We start from the raw sequence: 16,305 nt of genomic DNA on the forward strand, positions 1-16,305 counted from the left end.
TTACGCAAACGTTTTCAAAGATAATAAAAATTTATTATGCGTGCATAGTAAATTTAATAATTTAACATTTTTAAGTTCACTATGAATTTAATTAACTTAAATAGATAATCATAAACTAAGTAAAATAAAAAGACGGATATGTATCCGTCTTCCTTGATTTTTTGTTAAAAAGTTGAATTATTAATTCAATGTATGTTCCACTGAAATTGAGGTATTCAATAACTTTGAAATCGGACAATTTAATTCGGCATCTTTCACTAATTCGGCAAATTTGTCTTCAGAAATTCTGTCCACAGTAGCTTTTAGAATTAAATGTGATTTGGTTATGGCACCATCTTCAAAAGTAATTTGGCATTTTGTTTCTAATTCGGTTGGAACAAAACCGGCTTCACCTAAGTTGAAACTCAATTTCATGGTAAAACAACCGGCATGAGCAGAAGCAATTAATTCTTCTGGATTGGTTCCGATTCCTTCTTCAAAACGTGAGCCAAATGAATATTGTGTTTTGTTTAAAACCGTGCTTTGTGTAGTTAAATTTCCTTTTCCCTCTTTTCCTGAACCGTTCCAAACGGCTATTGCATGTCTTTTCATCGTTATTGATTTTATATTTTGTCTAATTTACAAAATCAATCTTTATTGCTTGTTATTATTGTGTTAAGTGTTTTTTAAAAACTAAAAAGCTCCTATTTAAAAGAGCTTCTGTTGTTATTAATTATAAATTTTGTCGTAAAGATGTTTATATTTTTCTTTTACGATTTTACGTTTTAATTTCATGGTTGGTGTTAAATGCCCCCCATCAATAGACCAAACATCGGGCGTTAGCTCGAAGCGTTTGATTTTTTCCCAATTACCGAATTTTTCATTGGCATGATCTACTTCCTCTTGAAAGCGTTCAATTACTTTTGGATTATTTACTAATTCTTCATTGGAATCAGTGACATTTACATAATGTCTTTTTGCCCATTCCCGCACAAAATCAAAATTAGGTTGTATGAATGCTCCCGGCATTTTTTCGCCATCACCAATCACCATAACTTGTTCGATAAAGAAGGATTGTTTTAATCGGTTTTCAATTAATTGAGGTGCAATGTATTTACCACCGGAAGTTTTAAACATTTCTTTTTTGCGGTCGGTGATACGAAGAAACCCGTCGGTGTCAAATTCGCCAATATCACCGGTGTGAAAATAGTTGTCCTTAATGACTTCATTAGTCAATGTTTCATCTTTATAATAGCCCATCATCACGTTTGGACCTTTACAAAGAATTTCGCCGTCTTCAGCAATTTTTACTTCTACGTTTTTAATTAATTTTCCAACGGTTCCAACACGAAACAAGCCATTTCGCATATCATTCACAGAAATTACGGGAGAAGTTTCAGTTAAACCATACCCTTCCATTACCGGGATTCCGGCAGCGGCAAAAATTCTCGCTAATCGTGGTTGTAGTGCAGCACTACCGGAAACCATCACGTCTAAATTTCCGCCCAAGGCTTCTTTCCATTTACTGAAAATTAATTTTCGTGCCAGCCCAAGTTGTTTTTCATAAAACCATCCGTTTTGTCCATAAGGTTTATAACGTAAACCTAAATTAACGGCCCAAAAGAAAAGTGTTTTTTTAATTCCAGTTAGTTCAGCACCTTTTCCATAAATTTTATCATAAACTTTTTCCAATAAACGAGGAACAACCGTCATCACATTAGGATGTACTTCTTTTAAATTGTCAGTAAGTTTTTCAATGCTTTCTGCAAAATATACTGAAACGGAATAGTATTGGTAAATGTAAAGAATTACTCGTTCAAAAATGTGGCAGATTGGGAGAAAACTCAGGGCAACACTAGTTCCTTCGGCAAACGGAATTCTCGGAGCACTATCCAACACATTAGAAACAATATTATTATGTGAAAGCATTACGCCTTTTGGTCTTCCCGTCGTTCCTGAGGTGTAAATGATGGTGGCTAATTCTTCCGGTTTTACATTGTTTTTTCGGTCTTCCACCACATCTTGATTAGAGGTGTCTGAACCTAATTCTAACAATTCTTTCCAATTTTTACAACCTAAAATTTCGTCAAACGAATAAATATCTTTTAAAGTTGGAACATTTTTCTGAATAGCAATGAGTTTATCATAAACCACTTGATCTGAAACAATACAATAATTAGATTCAGAATGATTTAAGATGTATTCGTAATCCTCCGAAGCAATTGTTGGATAAATTGGCACCGTTTGAGCTCCAACTTGCAATGAACCAATGTCAAAAATATTCCATTCTGTTCGGTTGGTAGAGGATATTAAAGCTATTTTATCATTTTTTTGAACGCCTAAACGAATAAATGCTCTGGAAATCGCATTGGCTTTGTCAACATATTCTTGTGTTGACGTTTTTACCCACTCACCATTGTATTTAGTAACCAAACAATCAGGCACATTATTTTTGGCAAGTTGATAATACGGAAAATCAAAAAGTCGGGTTATTTTAATCATCTTTTAAAAGAATTTGATGCAAATTAGAGAAAAAACAATCATTTTCAAATGATTTTAATAAAAAAAGGAGTTGAAAATTGTCAACTCCTTGATTTATATGAAATAAACGAAATTATTTTTTAATAAATTTCGCCATTTACGATTTGTTTTTCAACCAATTTTTAGCATTCACAAACGCTTCTAACCAAGGTGAAACTTCATCGTTTCTGTCTTTTGGATAATGAGCCCAATTCCAAGGAAAAGTAGAACGTTCAATGTGTGGCATCATCACCAAATGACGACCGGTTTTGTCGCAGAGCATCGCTGTATTGAAATCGGAACCATTTGGATTGGCAGGATAATTTTCGTAACCATATTTGGCTACAATATTATACTGACTTTCTTCGTAAGGTAATTTGAATTTTCCTTCACCGTGTGAAACCCAAACGCCTAACGTTGTTCCGGCTAGCGATTTTAACATCACCGAATTATTTTCCTGCACTTTCACAGAGGTAAAAATACTTTCGTGTTTCTGACTATCGTTATGATGCATTTTTCCGTGAATTTCGTGTTCCGGATTGATGACTTCCAATTCCATAAACAACTGACAACCATTACAAATTCCGACAGACAACGTATCTTCTCGTTTGAAGAAATTATCCAACGCTGTTTTTGCTTTTTCGTTATATAAAAAGGCACCGGCCCAACCTTTGGCAGAACCCAATACATCCGAGTTTGAAAATCCGCCCACAGCACCAATAAACTGAATGTCTTCCAACGTTTCACGACCCGAAATTAAATCGGTCATGTGTACATCTTTTACATCAAATCCGGCTAAATACATGGCGTTGGCCATTTCGCGTTCAGAATTACTTCCTTTTTCACGAATAATGGCTGCTTTTGGTCTTGGTTTTGAAAAATCAACTTCCGGTTTTTTTCCATTAAAATGGGATGGAAATTGATACAGCAACGGTTGATTTTTGTAATTCACAAAGCGAGCTGCTGCTTTTCCATTTTTGGTTTGTTTTTGATCTAATAAATAGGAAGTTTTAAACCAAATATCTCTCAATTTTGAAATGTCTAACGAATAATTTTCAATTTCTAAAACATTCGATTCAGTGACATTTCCTAATTTATGAAAAGTGATGTTTTCTTCTTTCAAGAATGATTCAAATACGTTATCATCATTCGCCTGAAGCACAATTCCGATGTTTTCTGCGAATAAAATTTTCAACACATCTTTTTCTTTAAACGATGAAAAGTCAAGTTTTGCACTCAAATTGTTGTCTGCGAAACACATTTCTAACAAAGTTGTAATCAAACCACCACTTCCAATATCGTGTCCGGCAGCAATTTCATCGTTTTTGATTAATTCCTGAATGACGTTAAATGCTTTTTTGAAGAAAGCTGCATTTTTGATGGTTGGTGTTTCTTTTCCAATCGCATTTCTAACTTGAGAAAAAGATGATCCACCCAATTTGAACTCGTCTTGCGATAGATTAATATAGTAAACAGAACCGACATTTTTTTGAAAAACAGGTTCCACCACTTTCGTAATATCATTGCAATTTCCGGCAGCAGAAATAATCACCGTTCCCGGAGCAATTACTTCGGCATCAGCATATTTTTGCTTCATGGAAAGCGAATCTTTTCCGGTTGGGATATTGATTCCTAATTCAATAGCAAAAACCGAACACGCTTCAACCGCTTCATATAAACGAGCATCTTCGCCTTCATTTTTGCAAGCCCACATCCAGTTGGCAGAAAGCGAAACACTTTTTAAACCGTCTTTTAATGGAGCAAAAACAATATTTGAAAGAGCTTCTCCAATGGCATTTCGACTTCCTGCTGTTGGATCAATTAAAGCAGAAATAGGCGAATGACCGATGGAAGTCGCAATTCCTTCTTTTCCTTTGTAGTCCAATGCCATTACACCCACATTGTTCAAAGGCAATTGTAATGGTCCGGCACATTGTTGTTTGGCTACTTTTCCACCAACACAACGATCGACTTTGTTGGTTAACCAATCTTTGCAGGCAACAGCTTCTAATTGTAAAACTTGTTCTAAATAGCTTTCAAAATCCCCTTCTTTATAATTAATTTCGGTAAAATTTCGTACCACCGAAATATCATTCATTATCACTTTTGGCGAACTTCCGAACATGTCGGCCAATTCAAAATCCATTGGTTTTGCTCCGGTAGTTTTCGATTCAAATGTAAAGCGATGATTTCCTGTTACATCACCCACTTCATACATGGGTGAACGTTCTCTGTTGGCTATGCGTTGCAACGTATCCATATCTTTTTGACCAATCACTAATCCCATTCGTTCCTGACTTTCGTTGCCAATGATTTCTTTAGCTGATAGAGTAGGGTCGCCCACAGGCAATTTATCCAAATCGATTAATCCGCCGGTTGCTTCAACTAATTCAGACAAACAATTTAAATGTCCACCCGCACCATGATCGTGAATGGAAACAATCGGATTTTCATCACTTTCCACCAAACCACGAATGGCATTGGCAGCTCTTTTTTGCATTTCAGGATTAGAACGTTGGATGGCGTTTAATTCAATTCCTGAACCAAAAGCACCTGTATCTGCTGAGGAAACGGCAGCTCCACCCATTCCGATTCGATAATTTTCACCACCTAAAATTACAATTTTATCACCGATTTTTGGTTCTTGTTTTTGAGCTTGGTCGGCTTTTCCGTAACCAATTCCACCCGCTAACATAATAACCTTATCAAAACCTAATTTTCGAGCATCTTCTTCGTGTTCAAAAGTAAAAACAGAACCTGTAATTAACGGTTGACCGAATTTATTTCCAAAATCAGAAGCACCATTCGACGCTTTGATTAAAATGTCCATTGGCGTTTGATATAACCATTTTCGTTCCTTCATTGCATTTTCCCATGGACGATTTTCTTCCAAACGAGAATAAGAAGTCATATATACTGCTGTTCCGGCCAATGGAAGCGAACCTTGTCCACCTGCAAGTCGGTCTCTGATTTCTCCACCCGAACCAGTTGCAGCTCCATTAAATGGTTCAACCGTAGTTGGGAAATTATGTGTTTCTGCTTTAATTGAAATGACTGAATCGAAATCTTTCGTTTGATAAAAATCCGGTTTATCGGCACTTTTTGGAGCAAATTGTTCCACGGTTGGTCCTTTGATGAACGCAACATTATCTTTATAAGCCGAAACAATATCGTTCGGATTTTCAGCAGAAGTTTTTTTGATTAGTTTAAATAGGGAAGAAGGTTTTTCTTCGCCATCAATCACAAATGTTCCGTTGAAAATTTTGTGACGGCAGTGTTCGGAATTTACTTGAGAGAAACCAAAAACCTCGGAATCCGTTAAATTGCGTTTCAATTTGATAGCTAATGTATTCAAATAATTAACTTCTTCTCCGCTCAAGGCCAACCCTTCTTGTTTGTTATAAGCAGCAATATCTTCAATTTCTTTGATGGATTCGGGCTGAATGTTGATGGTAAAAATATCTTGATGCAATTCAGTATATTTCTGAAATAACATCGGATCAAAATCAGAATGATTGCTTTTCACTTTATGAAACTCTTCAATTCGAATGATGCCTTCAATTCCCATATTTTGAGTAATTTCTACTGCATTGGTGCTCCAAGGCGTAATCATTGCGGCACGAGGACCAACAAAAAAATCCGCTAAGACGGATTTTGGTTTACGATGAGAATCTGAAACAAGTTCAGCTTGAAAAAGCCAGTTTAATTTTGCGATGTCCTGAGCCGAAAGTTCGTTTTGCGTTTGAACGGCAAAAACAGTAGCACTTTCGTTTCCGAAGAAATGAATCATATTGAAAGGATTTGTGTTGTTGTAGGTGCAAATTTACGTTGAAAAAAGGTAGTTTCAAAGTATATTTTTTCACCAAGTTGTAAACAAAAAGACTGTCGTGTGGAAAGTCAATTTAGATTTATGACATAAAAAAAATATTTTTTTTGTATAATTTAACATATGTTTGCAGTCAAGTTTTATGATTAGAAAAAATGAGTAGATTTAAACAATATAGAAGACAGTTTGGAATTATCAAAGGAGCAGAAATATATTTAAAATTAAAGTTAGGTATAGTAAATGCATTGAAAGTACCAGGAATCAAATTTCCAATTAAACTAAGACCGGGTACTTCTGATATCAGAACATTTTATCAGGTTTTTGTGAAAAAGGAATATGATATTGATTTTAAATTAAATCCTAAAGTAATTATAGACGGTGGTTCAAATGTTGGCTTATTTGCTATTTTGATGAAAAACAGATACCCTGAGGCTAAAATTATTTGTATTGAGCCTGATCCTGAAAATTTTGAATTGCTTAAAACCAATATTTCAAATTACAGTGATATTTATTGTATCAACTCAGGACTGTGGAACAAAGATACCCTACTGAAAGTTTATGATAAATATAATTCTGGAAAATGGGGCTTGGTTGTAGAAGAGGATATTGAAAAAGGTACTATCGGTGCGATATCGATGGATAGTCTTTTTGAAAAATATTCTATTGATGCAGTTGATGTACTGAAGATAGATATAGAGACTAGCGAAAGGCAACTTTTCTCGAGTAATTTTGAAAATTGGCTTCCAAAAAATAAAATTGTTATTATCGAACTACATGATTGGATTGATGAGGGGTGTTCAGAACCTTTTTTCAAGGCCATTAACAAATCATTTGCTAATTACCATTATTCAACTAATGGCGAAAATGTTATAATCAGAAATAAAAGTTTAGCATAAAGAAATTAATCTTCTACAAAAATTGTGTGATTATAAGCACCCATATCTAAAGGGGGATTTCTAGGTTGATCCAGAATATCTGGTAGCGTTGAAAAGCTAGCATTTGCTTGTCCTTTCGCTGCGGAATCATCACCAATAATCAATTTGTTTTTAATTACATTCAAAAACTTAGGATTTGCCGCCGAATTATTTGTAGCGATGATACAATTAACATAACGAGTAGTATCAGTAAATTGATAAAGTAAGTTATTGGTATATATATTGTTAACATTGTTAAACTTAATTAAGCAATGATCAAATTTATAATTTAAAATACCTTCACCTCTTTTATCAACCAACATTTGAATTTGGTTTGAACCGTAGATAATACAATTAGTGAAAGTAGCTTCTTCTATGGGTAGAATTTCAGGTTCTGCTTCATCAAAGAAATTATTCAAATAAACAGAAAGTTGTCTTGAACTTGCCCAATTATTATTAAAAGTGGAATGATTGAAATTGTATTTTCCTCCATAAGTGCAAGCTAAGGCAAATTGTCCGGCACTGTTTATCACCACGTTTTCTCCTTTAATGTACGCTGTTCTCGCTAAAATTCCAAAATTGGAATGATCGTAAATTTGCACGTTCTTGAGTCTAACATCAGCTTCCGGATTGGTTAAACCGGTGTTTCCGTCGATTAAAAGTCCAACTACACCGTTTTTAATAATACAATTCGTAAATTCATTGTTCTTGCTACCTTGTGTGAGCCATATTGCTCCCCATTGTCCCGGAACATCTTCATATAATGGTTCTAAACGATCACCCTGAAAAATAACGTGCCTTTCTAATGGATTATCTGGATTATTAGAAATTTCTCCATTGACTTTGACACTTCCTTGGTCGCCAATAATCAAAACAGATTCCGCATGAAAATGAATTCTAGCTCCAGCTTCTATAACTAATGTTTTATTGGCAGGCACGGCAGCATAACCGTAAATTACATAAGGTTTAGAATTGTTCCAAATATATTCATTACCGTTAATCGGGTCGTTTTCATCTAAAATAAAGCCACGTTGCGGACTGCCTCCAATAGTTATATTTTCATACAATCCATCATCAAATCGTTGCGGATAAAGGAAATAAGCATCTTGAATTAACGTAATTAATTCCACTTTTTGCTCTGATGTTCCTTGACCAAATAGAATTTGATCGGTATATAAAAAATCGGTCGGATTTGCAGCAGCAACATCTGCGGTTACTTCTATAAAAATATACATACTGTCTTTGGCAAGCATTTCTACATTTTCAAAAATGCGATTGTTTCCCACCATACCATCTACAGTCATTCGGTATTTAGAATCCAATCCTTTTCCTAAACGGATAGATGGAATGCTTATGTCTTCATCGGAACGGTTATAGACTTTCAAAGTATATGTACTTGAACCGATATTACTAAAAACAGTGTCAAAATATACGGTATCTCTTGAAAATTCCAATCCGCCAGAACTGGGTTTAAATTCAAAATCATTTCGACAAGAAGTTAGTGAAATGGCAGAAATGATAAAAAATAGAAAAAGTAAATTACGCATGAGACTGATTTTTGGTAAAATTAACCATTAAATTGAAATAGCAAAATCAAATTAGTAAACGAATTTAAGAGGATTTTAGTTTATGCACCTTCTAAAAATCTTTATTTTTACCAAAAAAATAGATAAGATGACATTTGATAAAGCCAAAATTCTTCAATATTGTAACGATGTAAGTAAAAATACCTTGATGGAAACCCTCGAAATTGAGTTCATCGATGTAGGTGAAGACTTTTTAAAAGCCAAAATGCCGGTCAATTCCAGAATTCATCAACCAATGGGATTGTTGCATGGAGGAGCATCTGTTGCTTTGGCAGAAAGCGTAGGAAGTGCCGCTTCGATGTTGTTTGTGGATGCCGAAAAGCAAGAAGTGCGTGGCATTGAAATTTCTGCCAACCATTTACGAAGTAAGCGAGAAGGAACTGTTTTTGCCACCGCCAAAATGATTCATCAAGGAAGAAGCCTTCATTTGTGGGAAATTAAAATTGAAGATGAAGAGGGAAAACTAATCTGCCTTTGCAAATTGTCAAATATTGTTTTACCTAAAAAGACCTCCGAATAATGGCAATTTTGTCAAAAATTAAATTACAAGTAGAGCAAAAATTGCCTTTTGCTTTGTATGTGCTTCCGAATCAAAACACGATTTGTGGTATTTTTCAAAAGGATGATTCCATCCACGATTTCAAAGGTCAAAGCGGATTTGTTTTTGCCTCTTTCGATGCTAGCAAAAAAAATGTTATTCCTTTGGAAAGTTCCTGTTTTATGGAAGAGGAGTTTAGCTTTGACGCTGCAAAACATAAGGAAGATTTAGTTGTTTTTTCGGAATATGAAAAAAATAATTTTGAAAATAGTGTTGAAAAAGCAATAGCTTCCATTCAAAATGGCGATTTTGAAAAAGTGGTGCTTTCCCGAAAAATTGAAATTGAAAAAAAAATTGATTTGATTGAAACTTTTTTAAGATTAGCTAATCGTTATCCAACTGCTTTTCGGTCATTGTTTTATCATCCGCAAATTGGTTGTTGGATGGGTGCCACACCGGAACAGCTCATTAAAGTTGAAAACAATCATTTTGAAACCGTTTCATTGGCAGGAACGCATCAAAAAATCAGTTTTAAAAATTGGTCAACTAAAGAAATTAATGAACAACAAATTGTGACGGATTACATTTTGGATAGTTTGCATAAAGAAGTACTTTCTTTGAAAGTTAGCGAACCATTCACGGTAGAAGCCGGTTCGTTAGTTCATTTAAAAACCACTATTTCAGGCGAGGTTTTTTCGATTGAAAACACCAAAAATACAATTCAAAATTTGCATCCAACACCTGCAGTTTGTGGTTTACCAAAGGAAAAAGCATTGCAATTTATCAACGAAAATGAAGGTTACGACCGAAAATTCTATGCCGGTTATTTAGGTTTATGGAATGAAGATGAAGCATCTGCCAATCTTTTTGTAAATTTACGTTGTTTAGAAGTTGAGGGAAATAAAATAAACATTTATGTTGGTTGCGGAATCACTGGAGAAAGCAATCCAGAGAAAGAATTTTTTGAAACCGAACACAAATCACAAATCATGAAATCCATTTTATAAAATGAGTTTAAAATTAGACATATTGGCTTTTGGAGCCCATCCCGATGATGTAGAATTAGGTTGTGCAGGAACATTGGCTAAAGAAATTTCGTTAGGAAGAAAAGTCGGCATCATCGATTTAACGGAAGGCGAATTAGGAACGCGTGGTTCCGTTGAAATTCGTTACAAAGAAGCTGCAAAAGCCTCTGAAATTTTAGGTATTTCTGTTCGTGAAAACCTAAAAATGAGAGACGGTTTTTTCAAAAATGATGAAGAACACCAAATGGAAGTGATTAAAATGATTCGCAAATACCGACCAAAAATTGTGCTATGCAATGCCATTGACGACCGTCATATCGACCACGGAAAAGGAGCAAAATTAGTTTCAGATGCTTGTTTTTTATCCGGTTTAAAACGAATTGAAACCGATTTAGAGGGTGAAAAGCAAGAAGCTTGGCGACCGCTTGTCGTCTATCATTACATTCAATGGAAAGATTTAAAACCTGATTTTGTGGTTGACATTTCGGGATTTATGGATAAAAAAGTGGAAGCTATCATGGCTTATGATTCGCAATTTTATAATCCTAACACAAATGATAGTGTTACACCAATTGCCACCAAAAACTTTTTGGACAGCATAAAATACCGTTCGCAAGACTTGGGACGACTGATTGGTACTGACTTTGCAGAAGGTTTTACAACCGAAAGATACGTGGCTGTCAATAGCTTGGGAGATTTGATTTAAATTTGCAAAAAAAATCTTTGTAGAATTCAATCATTGCACTATATTTGCACTCGCAAACAGAGCTTTGACGAATTTAATTCGAAAAAGTGCTGTAATGCAAAAAACAAATGGTGGTTGTAGCTCAGTTGGTTAGAGCATCGGTTTGTGGTACCGAGGGTCGCGGGTTCGAGCCCCGTCTTCCACCCAGAAATACAAAGCTTCGAGGAAACTCGAGGCTTTTTTTGTGGAGTTAATTGAACTTATTAATTTGAATTTTTTAATTTAATTCAGAGGAGGAGTTAGTGGGGGTGGTGGAGGCACTATACCGCTAATTAATATATGTAACATTAACTGATTATTATTTAACTCATCAAAAGCCCTTGTAATTAGTATAAGATATTTTTTTAAATCTGTTATTTTTTGATCTTCATTGAAATATATTATTACAAGTGCTTTGTCTGGTGAATCTGAATAATTTTCATCTTTACCATAATAAAAATAATGTTTTTTCATTATTACTTTTAATTCTGAAAGAGGATAATTTTTTTCTTTAACAATAGAGTCATTTTCAATACTCAAAATATTTTTATTATAAATTGTACCATCACCAATTGAAATAATTTTAATTTTTTTTAAAATATTATCATCAATAATCTCTATTATTGTTTGCTTTTTCTTTTCTTCGAGTTCATAAAGGATAGTGTCAAATTCTTTAAAGTTCATTTTTAAAGAATCTAAATCAAATACAACACTTGAAGTATCGTTAACAATATCTTCTGTGGGATAATAATTTACTGTAATTTCCTTTTTTTCACAACTCATTAAAGTAATAATAAGTAGATAAGAGATTAAAATTTCAAATGTTTTTTTCATGAGATAAATTTAAAATTTTAAATCAATAATTGTACCTTTTAAATAATATTAGTAGATTGATTTTATAAGAAATCATAAAAATGAAACAACGTATATTTGTAAAATAGTAATTCATAAAATGCGATACCTTTTTTTACTTTTTTTCTCCATCTCCTTCGCTCAACACTCTCAAAAAGTTGATTTCAAAACAGTACATGCTACTTTACTTCCCAATGCAATTCAAAAATCAATTTCAGGAGAAGTTAAGTATGAATTTGAAGTTTTGTCTTCCATTGATACGATTGCCATCGATGCCATTAGAATGGATTTCACTAACGTAAAAATCAACGGAAAATTAGTAAATTTCAAAAATTCTCAAAAAGCGTTGCAATTATTTGAAGGGTTTAAAAAAGGAAAAAACACGCTGACTTTTAACTACAAAGCCATTCCGAAACAAACACTTTATTTTATTGGTGAAGGCGAAAATTTACAAATTTGGACGCAAGGTCAAGGAAAATACACCAGCCATTGGTTGCCTAGTTTTGATGATGTGAATGAAAAAGTGATTTTTAACATTTCTATAAAGTTTAACGATGATTACACGATACTTTCCAACGGAGTTTTGAAAAATAGAGATCATAAAAGGAATGGTTACGAGGAGGGATTTACAACTTATAATTACCAAATGTCCAAACCCATGTCTTCCTATTTAGTAATGATAGCAATCGGAAAATTCGCCAAACAAACCGCCAAAACCAAATCGGGAACACCTTTAGAATTTTATTTAGATCAAAAAGATGGCAATAAATTTGAAACAACCTACAAATACACCACTCAAATTTTTGATTTCTTTGAACAAGAAATAGGCGTGAAGTACCCTTGGGAAATTTACCGCCAAGTTCCCGTTCGTGATTTTTTGTATTCGGGTATGGAAAACACAACTTCCACCATTTTTTCGCAAGATTTTGTAGTAGATGAAATCGGTTTTAACGACAAAACCTACATCAACGTCAACGCTCACGAACTGGCTCACCAATGGTTTGGTAATCTCATCACCGCCGAAACGGGAAAACACCATTGGTTACAAGAAGGTTTTGCCACTTACTATGCTTTATTGGCTGAAAAAGAACTTTTTGGCGACGATTATTTTCAATGGGAATTGTATGAAATGGCCGAGCGTTTGCAACAAGCTTCCAAAACCGATACGATTCCATTATTGAATGAAAAAGCGAGTTCGCTCACGTTTTATCAAAAAGGAGCTTGGGCTTTGCATTATTTACGATCAACTATCGGAGCAGAAAATTTTCAAAAAGCAGTCAAAAATTATTTGAAAAAATATGGTTTTAAAAATGTAAATACAACCAATTTTTTAAAAGAAGTCAACGCAGTTTCTAATTTTAACACAGCAATTTTTCAACAAAATTGGCTTGAAAAATCAGGTTTTCAAGTGAACCAAGCTCTCGATTTACTTAAGAAAAACAACTTCATGAAATCGTATTTGGACTTGGTTCAACTACAGCCCAAACCATTTGCAGAAAAGGCAGCCTTGTTTGAAACCATTTTAAAAAGCAACGATTTTTATCCCATCAAAGAAGAAGTCATTTATCAATTGGCAGAAATTCCGTTTGAAGAAAAGGAATCATTGCTAAACCGCGCATTAGATTCCAAAAACATAAAAATTCGTCAGGCAATTTCTCGAATTATGATCGAAATTCCACGCAATTTTCAGTCGGAATACGAAACGTTACTCAACGATGATTCCTATATTACCAAAGAAATTGCATTAGGAACCTTGTGGAAATTATTCCCCGAACGACAAGAGCATTACCTCAATTTATCCAAAAACTGGGTCGGATTTAATGATAAAAACTTGCGAATTTTGTGGCTGACATTAGCTTTAATTTCTGAAGGTTACGAAGTAAATGAAAAAGTAAATTTTTACGATGAATTATTAGATTATTCTTCTTCAAAATACGAAAGTTCCATTCGTCAAAATGCCTTAACCAACTTGTTGTATCTCAATCCAAACGACCAAAATATTCTTCAAAATTTGGTCAACGCGACCACACATCATAAATGGCAGTTTACACTTTTTGCACGCAATCAAATTCGGGAATTAATTAAAACCGAAAGACATAAAAAGTATTTTCAGGAAATGTTGCCGACATTAAATTACGCCGAACAAAATCAGTTAAAACGACTTTTGTCTGATTAAGTTTTATGTTGAACTATTTTATTTTTTCTAAAAACTTTTCATAAACTAAAATTTTATTTTGTCGAATTTCTCTATTCCTTTTAGGATCGAAGAGAATTGGATTTTCTAACATAATGATTAATTCTAGTAATTCTCTTTCATTTAAGGAATCAATTTTTTTATTGAAGAAATAAAGAGATGCTTCTTTGATTCCTTCATTGTCATACAACAAATCAGCTTTTGACAAAATTAACTTCAAACAATCTTCCTGACTAAACTCTTTTTCAATTTTTAAAGTATACAAAATTTTAACAAAAGGAATTTTAAAATTTCTTAAATTATTAGCTCCATAATATCTAGCAACATCTAAACACGGACAATCGTCTTTTGGAAAACCTAATTTGCTGTTTTTTAAACTGTAAAATTTAATGCTTTTTTGATTATAAATTTTGTTGTAAAGATTTAAAAAATGTTTAAAATCTTCATTTTTAGATTTATTAATTTCTTCTTTGATTGCAATAAAATCATCTCTTTTAAACATCGGATTAAGATCACTTAAAAGCAATTGATAAATCATTACCATTACTAAAAAAAGTAATGTTGTAATTTTTAAAACTTTTGTTATTTTGGTTTTCATGAACTCGAAAACTAACTCATCATCTGAATCACCTCAAATTTCAAATAGCTAATTGCCACATAACTAGGTGATTGCTTGTCTAATAAATCACTCAAAATCACCTCTCTCAACTTGTGCGAAGTATCCACACGGTCGCTCATATTCGACTTTCTAATCGATTGAATGATTGTGTTTTTAGCCGTAGAAATCACCGTCCAACACTCTTCCGTGATATAAATTTGTTGCGTTAAATTATGCTCAAATTCCTGCTCAATTTGTTGGATTAATTGGTTTTCGTACGCATTTTTATCATCCGAATACGGTGCCACGCGAATCAACAATTTCGCCGGATTTATCCTTTCCAAATACAAAACCATTCGCTCATACGCCTGCAAACGAATTGGCAACGACTCCTTTTGCAACGCCTTTCGCATCAAATGTTTTCGCCTGTCTTCCAGACCTTTATGATGCAAATGAAAAAATGAATAAGCCACAATTCCGGTAATAATCGCCGGCAAAGTATACGATAAAAGTTCAATCCACTTAATTGATTCCATATTTTTTAGTTTTTTAATTTGGAGCTATTTCCCGCTTACCGTTCCAAAATTTTTTCGCAAAATCTTTTTTTCTAATGCCAAAAAAAGAGCTTCCGCTGGTCGCTTTTTTTTGCCAAGAAAAAATAGATTTTCCAAAAAAATGTTTTCCACTGCAATCGGGGCTAGAACGTTTACTGCAAAAATAGAATTTTAGTTGATAATTCGTTACAATTTTAATTGTAATAAATCATAAGTAAGCTTATTTTTGGTGATTGATAAAAAAAGTTGTTTAGAATTTATTAATTAACTCAATTAAACTTTTGTATGAAAAAATTTGTATTCCTAATATTTTTACTTTCATTTTTTTCTTGTAATAAAATAAGCGAAAGTCAAGTTGAAGTAGATGCGGTTCAAGAAGTTTTAAATTTTTATAATGGTGAATGTAAAAAATCTAAAGGTGTTTCATTGGTTAATGGTACAAAATCAAATAATTATCAGCTTGAAATAAGTAAAAGTGATTTGCTAAATCAAGATAGTAAATATTTAAAGTTTCATTCAGGAAATATTGCATATTTATTTTACTCAAATTTAAACGAAGAGAAGGCTAATTATGATGAAATTAAAGTCAAAATTAATTTATCAAATGGAGAAAGCCATGATTATAGTTATTCTGATAAAGAATTAATTGAAATTGAAAGTTTACTAAGAAAATTAATTAAAATTGAAAAATTCATTAAAGAAAAGGATTTTGAAAGTTTATCAAGTGAATTTGATGAATCGTTAAATGTTGAAAGAAAAAATATTGAAGATTTGTTTGTTACATTGGAAAATCAATATGGTAAAGCTTCCAGTTTTCAATTTCAAGGATTTGAATTTGCAGATTCTAATAATTTTGGGCAACTGATTGTGGTAAAAGAAGTCTTAATGTTTGAAAAAGTAAACGCTACAATACTATTAATTTTTAATAGAAAAACTAAGAATTTAATTGCTATTGAATTCCCTTAAAGAAAAATTGATGAATTTTGAATTCGCAT

13 protein-coding genes and 1 tRNA gene are annotated in these 16,305 nt (G+C 33.2%); 7 read left to right on the top strand and 7 right to left on the bottom strand.

Annotation, left to right across the window (positions count from 1 at the left end; all coding sequences use genetic code 11):
• Positions 1-180: 180 nt before the first annotated feature.
• The 3 genes from B0I10_RS05230 to purL all read right to left on the bottom strand — a co-directional run bounded on the left by B0I10_RS05230 (position 181) and on the right by purL (position 6,289).
• Positions 181-591 carry an OsmC family protein gene (locus B0I10_RS05230; protein ID WP_112085443.1) on the bottom strand — a complete coding sequence of 137 codons (411 nt, stop codon included), beginning with the start codon at positions 589-591 and terminating at the stop codon, positions 181-183.
• 117 nt (positions 592-708) lie between these two features.
• On the bottom strand, positions 709-2,481 hold the full coding sequence (locus tag B0I10_RS05235) for an AMP-dependent synthetase/ligase (RefSeq protein ID WP_112085444.1): 1,773 nt from the start codon (positions 2,479-2,481) through the stop codon (positions 709-711).
• Between the two features lie 136 nt (positions 2,482-2,617).
• Positions 2,618-6,289 carry a phosphoribosylformylglycinamidine synthase gene (gene purL / locus B0I10_RS05240; RefSeq protein WP_112085445.1) on the bottom strand — a complete coding sequence of 1,224 codons (3,672 nt, stop codon included), beginning with the start codon at positions 6,287-6,289 and terminating at the stop codon, positions 2,618-2,620.
• Between the two features lie 191 nt (positions 6,290-6,480).
• Between purL and B0I10_RS05245 the strand changes: the two genes are divergently transcribed.
• Positions 6,481-7,221 carry an FkbM family methyltransferase gene (locus B0I10_RS05245; protein WP_112085446.1) on the top strand — a complete coding sequence of 247 codons (741 nt, stop codon included), beginning with the start codon at positions 6,481-6,483 and terminating at the stop codon, positions 7,219-7,221.
• A gap of 5 nt (positions 7,222-7,226) precedes the next feature.
• Here B0I10_RS05245 and B0I10_RS05250 read toward each other — a convergent pair whose 3' ends face one another.
• Positions 7,227-8,786 (bottom strand): hypothetical protein, encoded by a 1,560-nt coding sequence (locus B0I10_RS05250; RefSeq protein WP_112085447.1) that lies wholly within the window; start codon positions 8,784-8,786, stop codon positions 7,227-7,229.
• A gap of 127 nt (positions 8,787-8,913) precedes the next feature.
• On the opposite strand from B0I10_RS05250, the gene B0I10_RS05255 reads away from it, so the two are divergent.
• The 4 genes from B0I10_RS05255 (at position 8,914) to B0I10_RS05270 (ending at position 11,279) form a co-directional block, all read left to right on the top strand.
• Positions 8,914-9,345, top strand: coding sequence for a PaaI family thioesterase (locus B0I10_RS05255; RefSeq protein ID WP_112085448.1), 432 nt, complete (start codon positions 8,914-8,916; stop codon positions 9,343-9,345).
• Positions 9,345-10,370, top strand: a complete 1,026-nt coding sequence (locus tag B0I10_RS05260) for a chorismate-binding protein (protein ID WP_112085449.1) — start codon at positions 9,345-9,347, stop codon at positions 10,368-10,370. Before B0I10_RS05255 ends, B0I10_RS05260 begins: the two co-directional genes overlap by 1 nt.
• A gap of 1 nt (position 10,371) precedes the next feature.
• Complete coding sequence (gene bshB1 / locus B0I10_RS05265) at positions 10,372-11,094, top strand: bacillithiol biosynthesis deacetylase BshB1 (RefSeq protein WP_112085450.1); 723 nt, start codon at positions 10,372-10,374, stop codon at positions 11,092-11,094.
• 109 nt (positions 11,095-11,203) lie between these two features.
• Positions 11,204-11,279: transfer RNA gene (locus B0I10_RS05270), tRNA-His, on the top strand.
• Between the two features lie 76 nt (positions 11,280-11,355).
• On the opposite strand, the gene B0I10_RS05275 is transcribed toward B0I10_RS05270, so the two are convergent.
• Positions 11,356-11,946, bottom strand: coding sequence for a hypothetical protein (locus B0I10_RS05275; protein WP_112085451.1), 591 nt, complete (start codon positions 11,944-11,946; stop codon positions 11,356-11,358).
• Positions 11,947-12,064: 118 nt separating this feature from the next.
• Between B0I10_RS05275 and B0I10_RS05280 the strand changes: the two genes are divergently transcribed.
• Entirely contained in the window at positions 12,065-14,140 is a 2,076-nt protein-coding gene (locus B0I10_RS05280) for a M1 family metallopeptidase (RefSeq protein WP_112085452.1), read from the top strand.
• 13 nt (positions 14,141-14,153) lie between these two features.
• On the opposite strand, the gene B0I10_RS05285 is transcribed toward B0I10_RS05280, so the two are convergent.
• Both B0I10_RS05285 and B0I10_RS05290 read right to left on the bottom strand, forming a co-directional pair.
• A complete protein-coding gene (locus tag B0I10_RS05285) occupies positions 14,154-14,756 on the bottom strand; it encodes a transglycosylase domain-containing protein (RefSeq protein ID WP_112085453.1) in 603 nt (200 codons plus the stop codon).
• A gap of 11 nt (positions 14,757-14,767) precedes the next feature.
• Entirely contained in the window at positions 14,768-15,292 is a 525-nt protein-coding gene (locus tag B0I10_RS05290; protein WP_112085454.1) for a DUF7935 family protein, read from the bottom strand.
• Between the two features lie 303 nt (positions 15,293-15,595).
• On the opposite strand from B0I10_RS05290, the gene B0I10_RS05295 reads away from it, so the two are divergent.
• Positions 15,596-16,276 (top strand): hypothetical protein, encoded by a 681-nt coding sequence (locus tag B0I10_RS05295; protein WP_112085455.1) that lies wholly within the window; start codon positions 15,596-15,598, stop codon positions 16,274-16,276.
• Positions 16,277-16,305: the final 29 nt, after the last annotated feature.

It is taken from the genome of Flavobacterium lacus, from assembly GCF_003268815.1.
Lineage (GTDB): Bacteria > Bacteroidota > Bacteroidia > Flavobacteriales > Flavobacteriaceae > Flavobacterium > Flavobacterium lacus.

Coding starts and splice junctions, on each gene's coding strand:
- B0I10_RS05230 (WP_112085443.1), bottom strand. CDS start 591: ATGAAAAGACATGCAATAGCCGTTTGGAACGGTTCAGGAAAAGAGGGA.
- B0I10_RS05260 (WP_112085449.1), top strand. CDS start 9,345: ATGGCAATTTTGTCAAAAATTAAATTACAAGTAGAGCAAAAATTGCCT.
- bshB1 (WP_112085450.1), top strand. CDS start 10,372: ATGAGTTTAAAATTAGACATATTGGCTTTTGGAGCCCATCCCGATGAT.
- B0I10_RS05295 (WP_112085455.1), top strand. CDS start 15,596: ATGAAAAAATTTGTATTCCTAATATTTTTACTTTCATTTTTTTCTTGT.
- B0I10_RS05280 (WP_112085452.1), top strand. CDS start 12,065: ATGCGATACCTTTTTTTACTTTTTTTCTCCATCTCCTTCGCTCAACAC.
- B0I10_RS05290 (WP_112085454.1), bottom strand. CDS start 15,292: ATGGAATCAATTAAGTGGATTGAACTTTTATCGTATACTTTGCCGGCG.
- B0I10_RS05255 (WP_112085448.1), top strand. CDS start 8,914: ATGACATTTGATAAAGCCAAAATTCTTCAATATTGTAACGATGTAAGT.
- purL (WP_112085445.1), bottom strand. CDS start 6,289: ATGATTCATTTCTTCGGAAACGAAAGTGCTACTGTTTTTGCCGTTCAA.
- B0I10_RS05250 (WP_112085447.1), bottom strand. CDS start 8,786: ATGCGTAATTTACTTTTTCTATTTTTTATCATTTCTGCCATTTCACTA.
- B0I10_RS05275 (WP_112085451.1), bottom strand. CDS start 11,946: ATGAAAAAAACATTTGAAATTTTAATCTCTTATCTACTTATTATTACT.
- B0I10_RS05245 (WP_112085446.1), top strand. CDS start 6,481: ATGAGTAGATTTAAACAATATAGAAGACAGTTTGGAATTATCAAAGGA.
- B0I10_RS05235 (WP_112085444.1), bottom strand. CDS start 2,481: ATGATTAAAATAACCCGACTTTTTGATTTTCCGTATTATCAACTTGCC.
- B0I10_RS05285 (WP_112085453.1), bottom strand. CDS start 14,756: ATGAAAACCAAAATAACAAAAGTTTTAAAAATTACAACATTACTTTTT.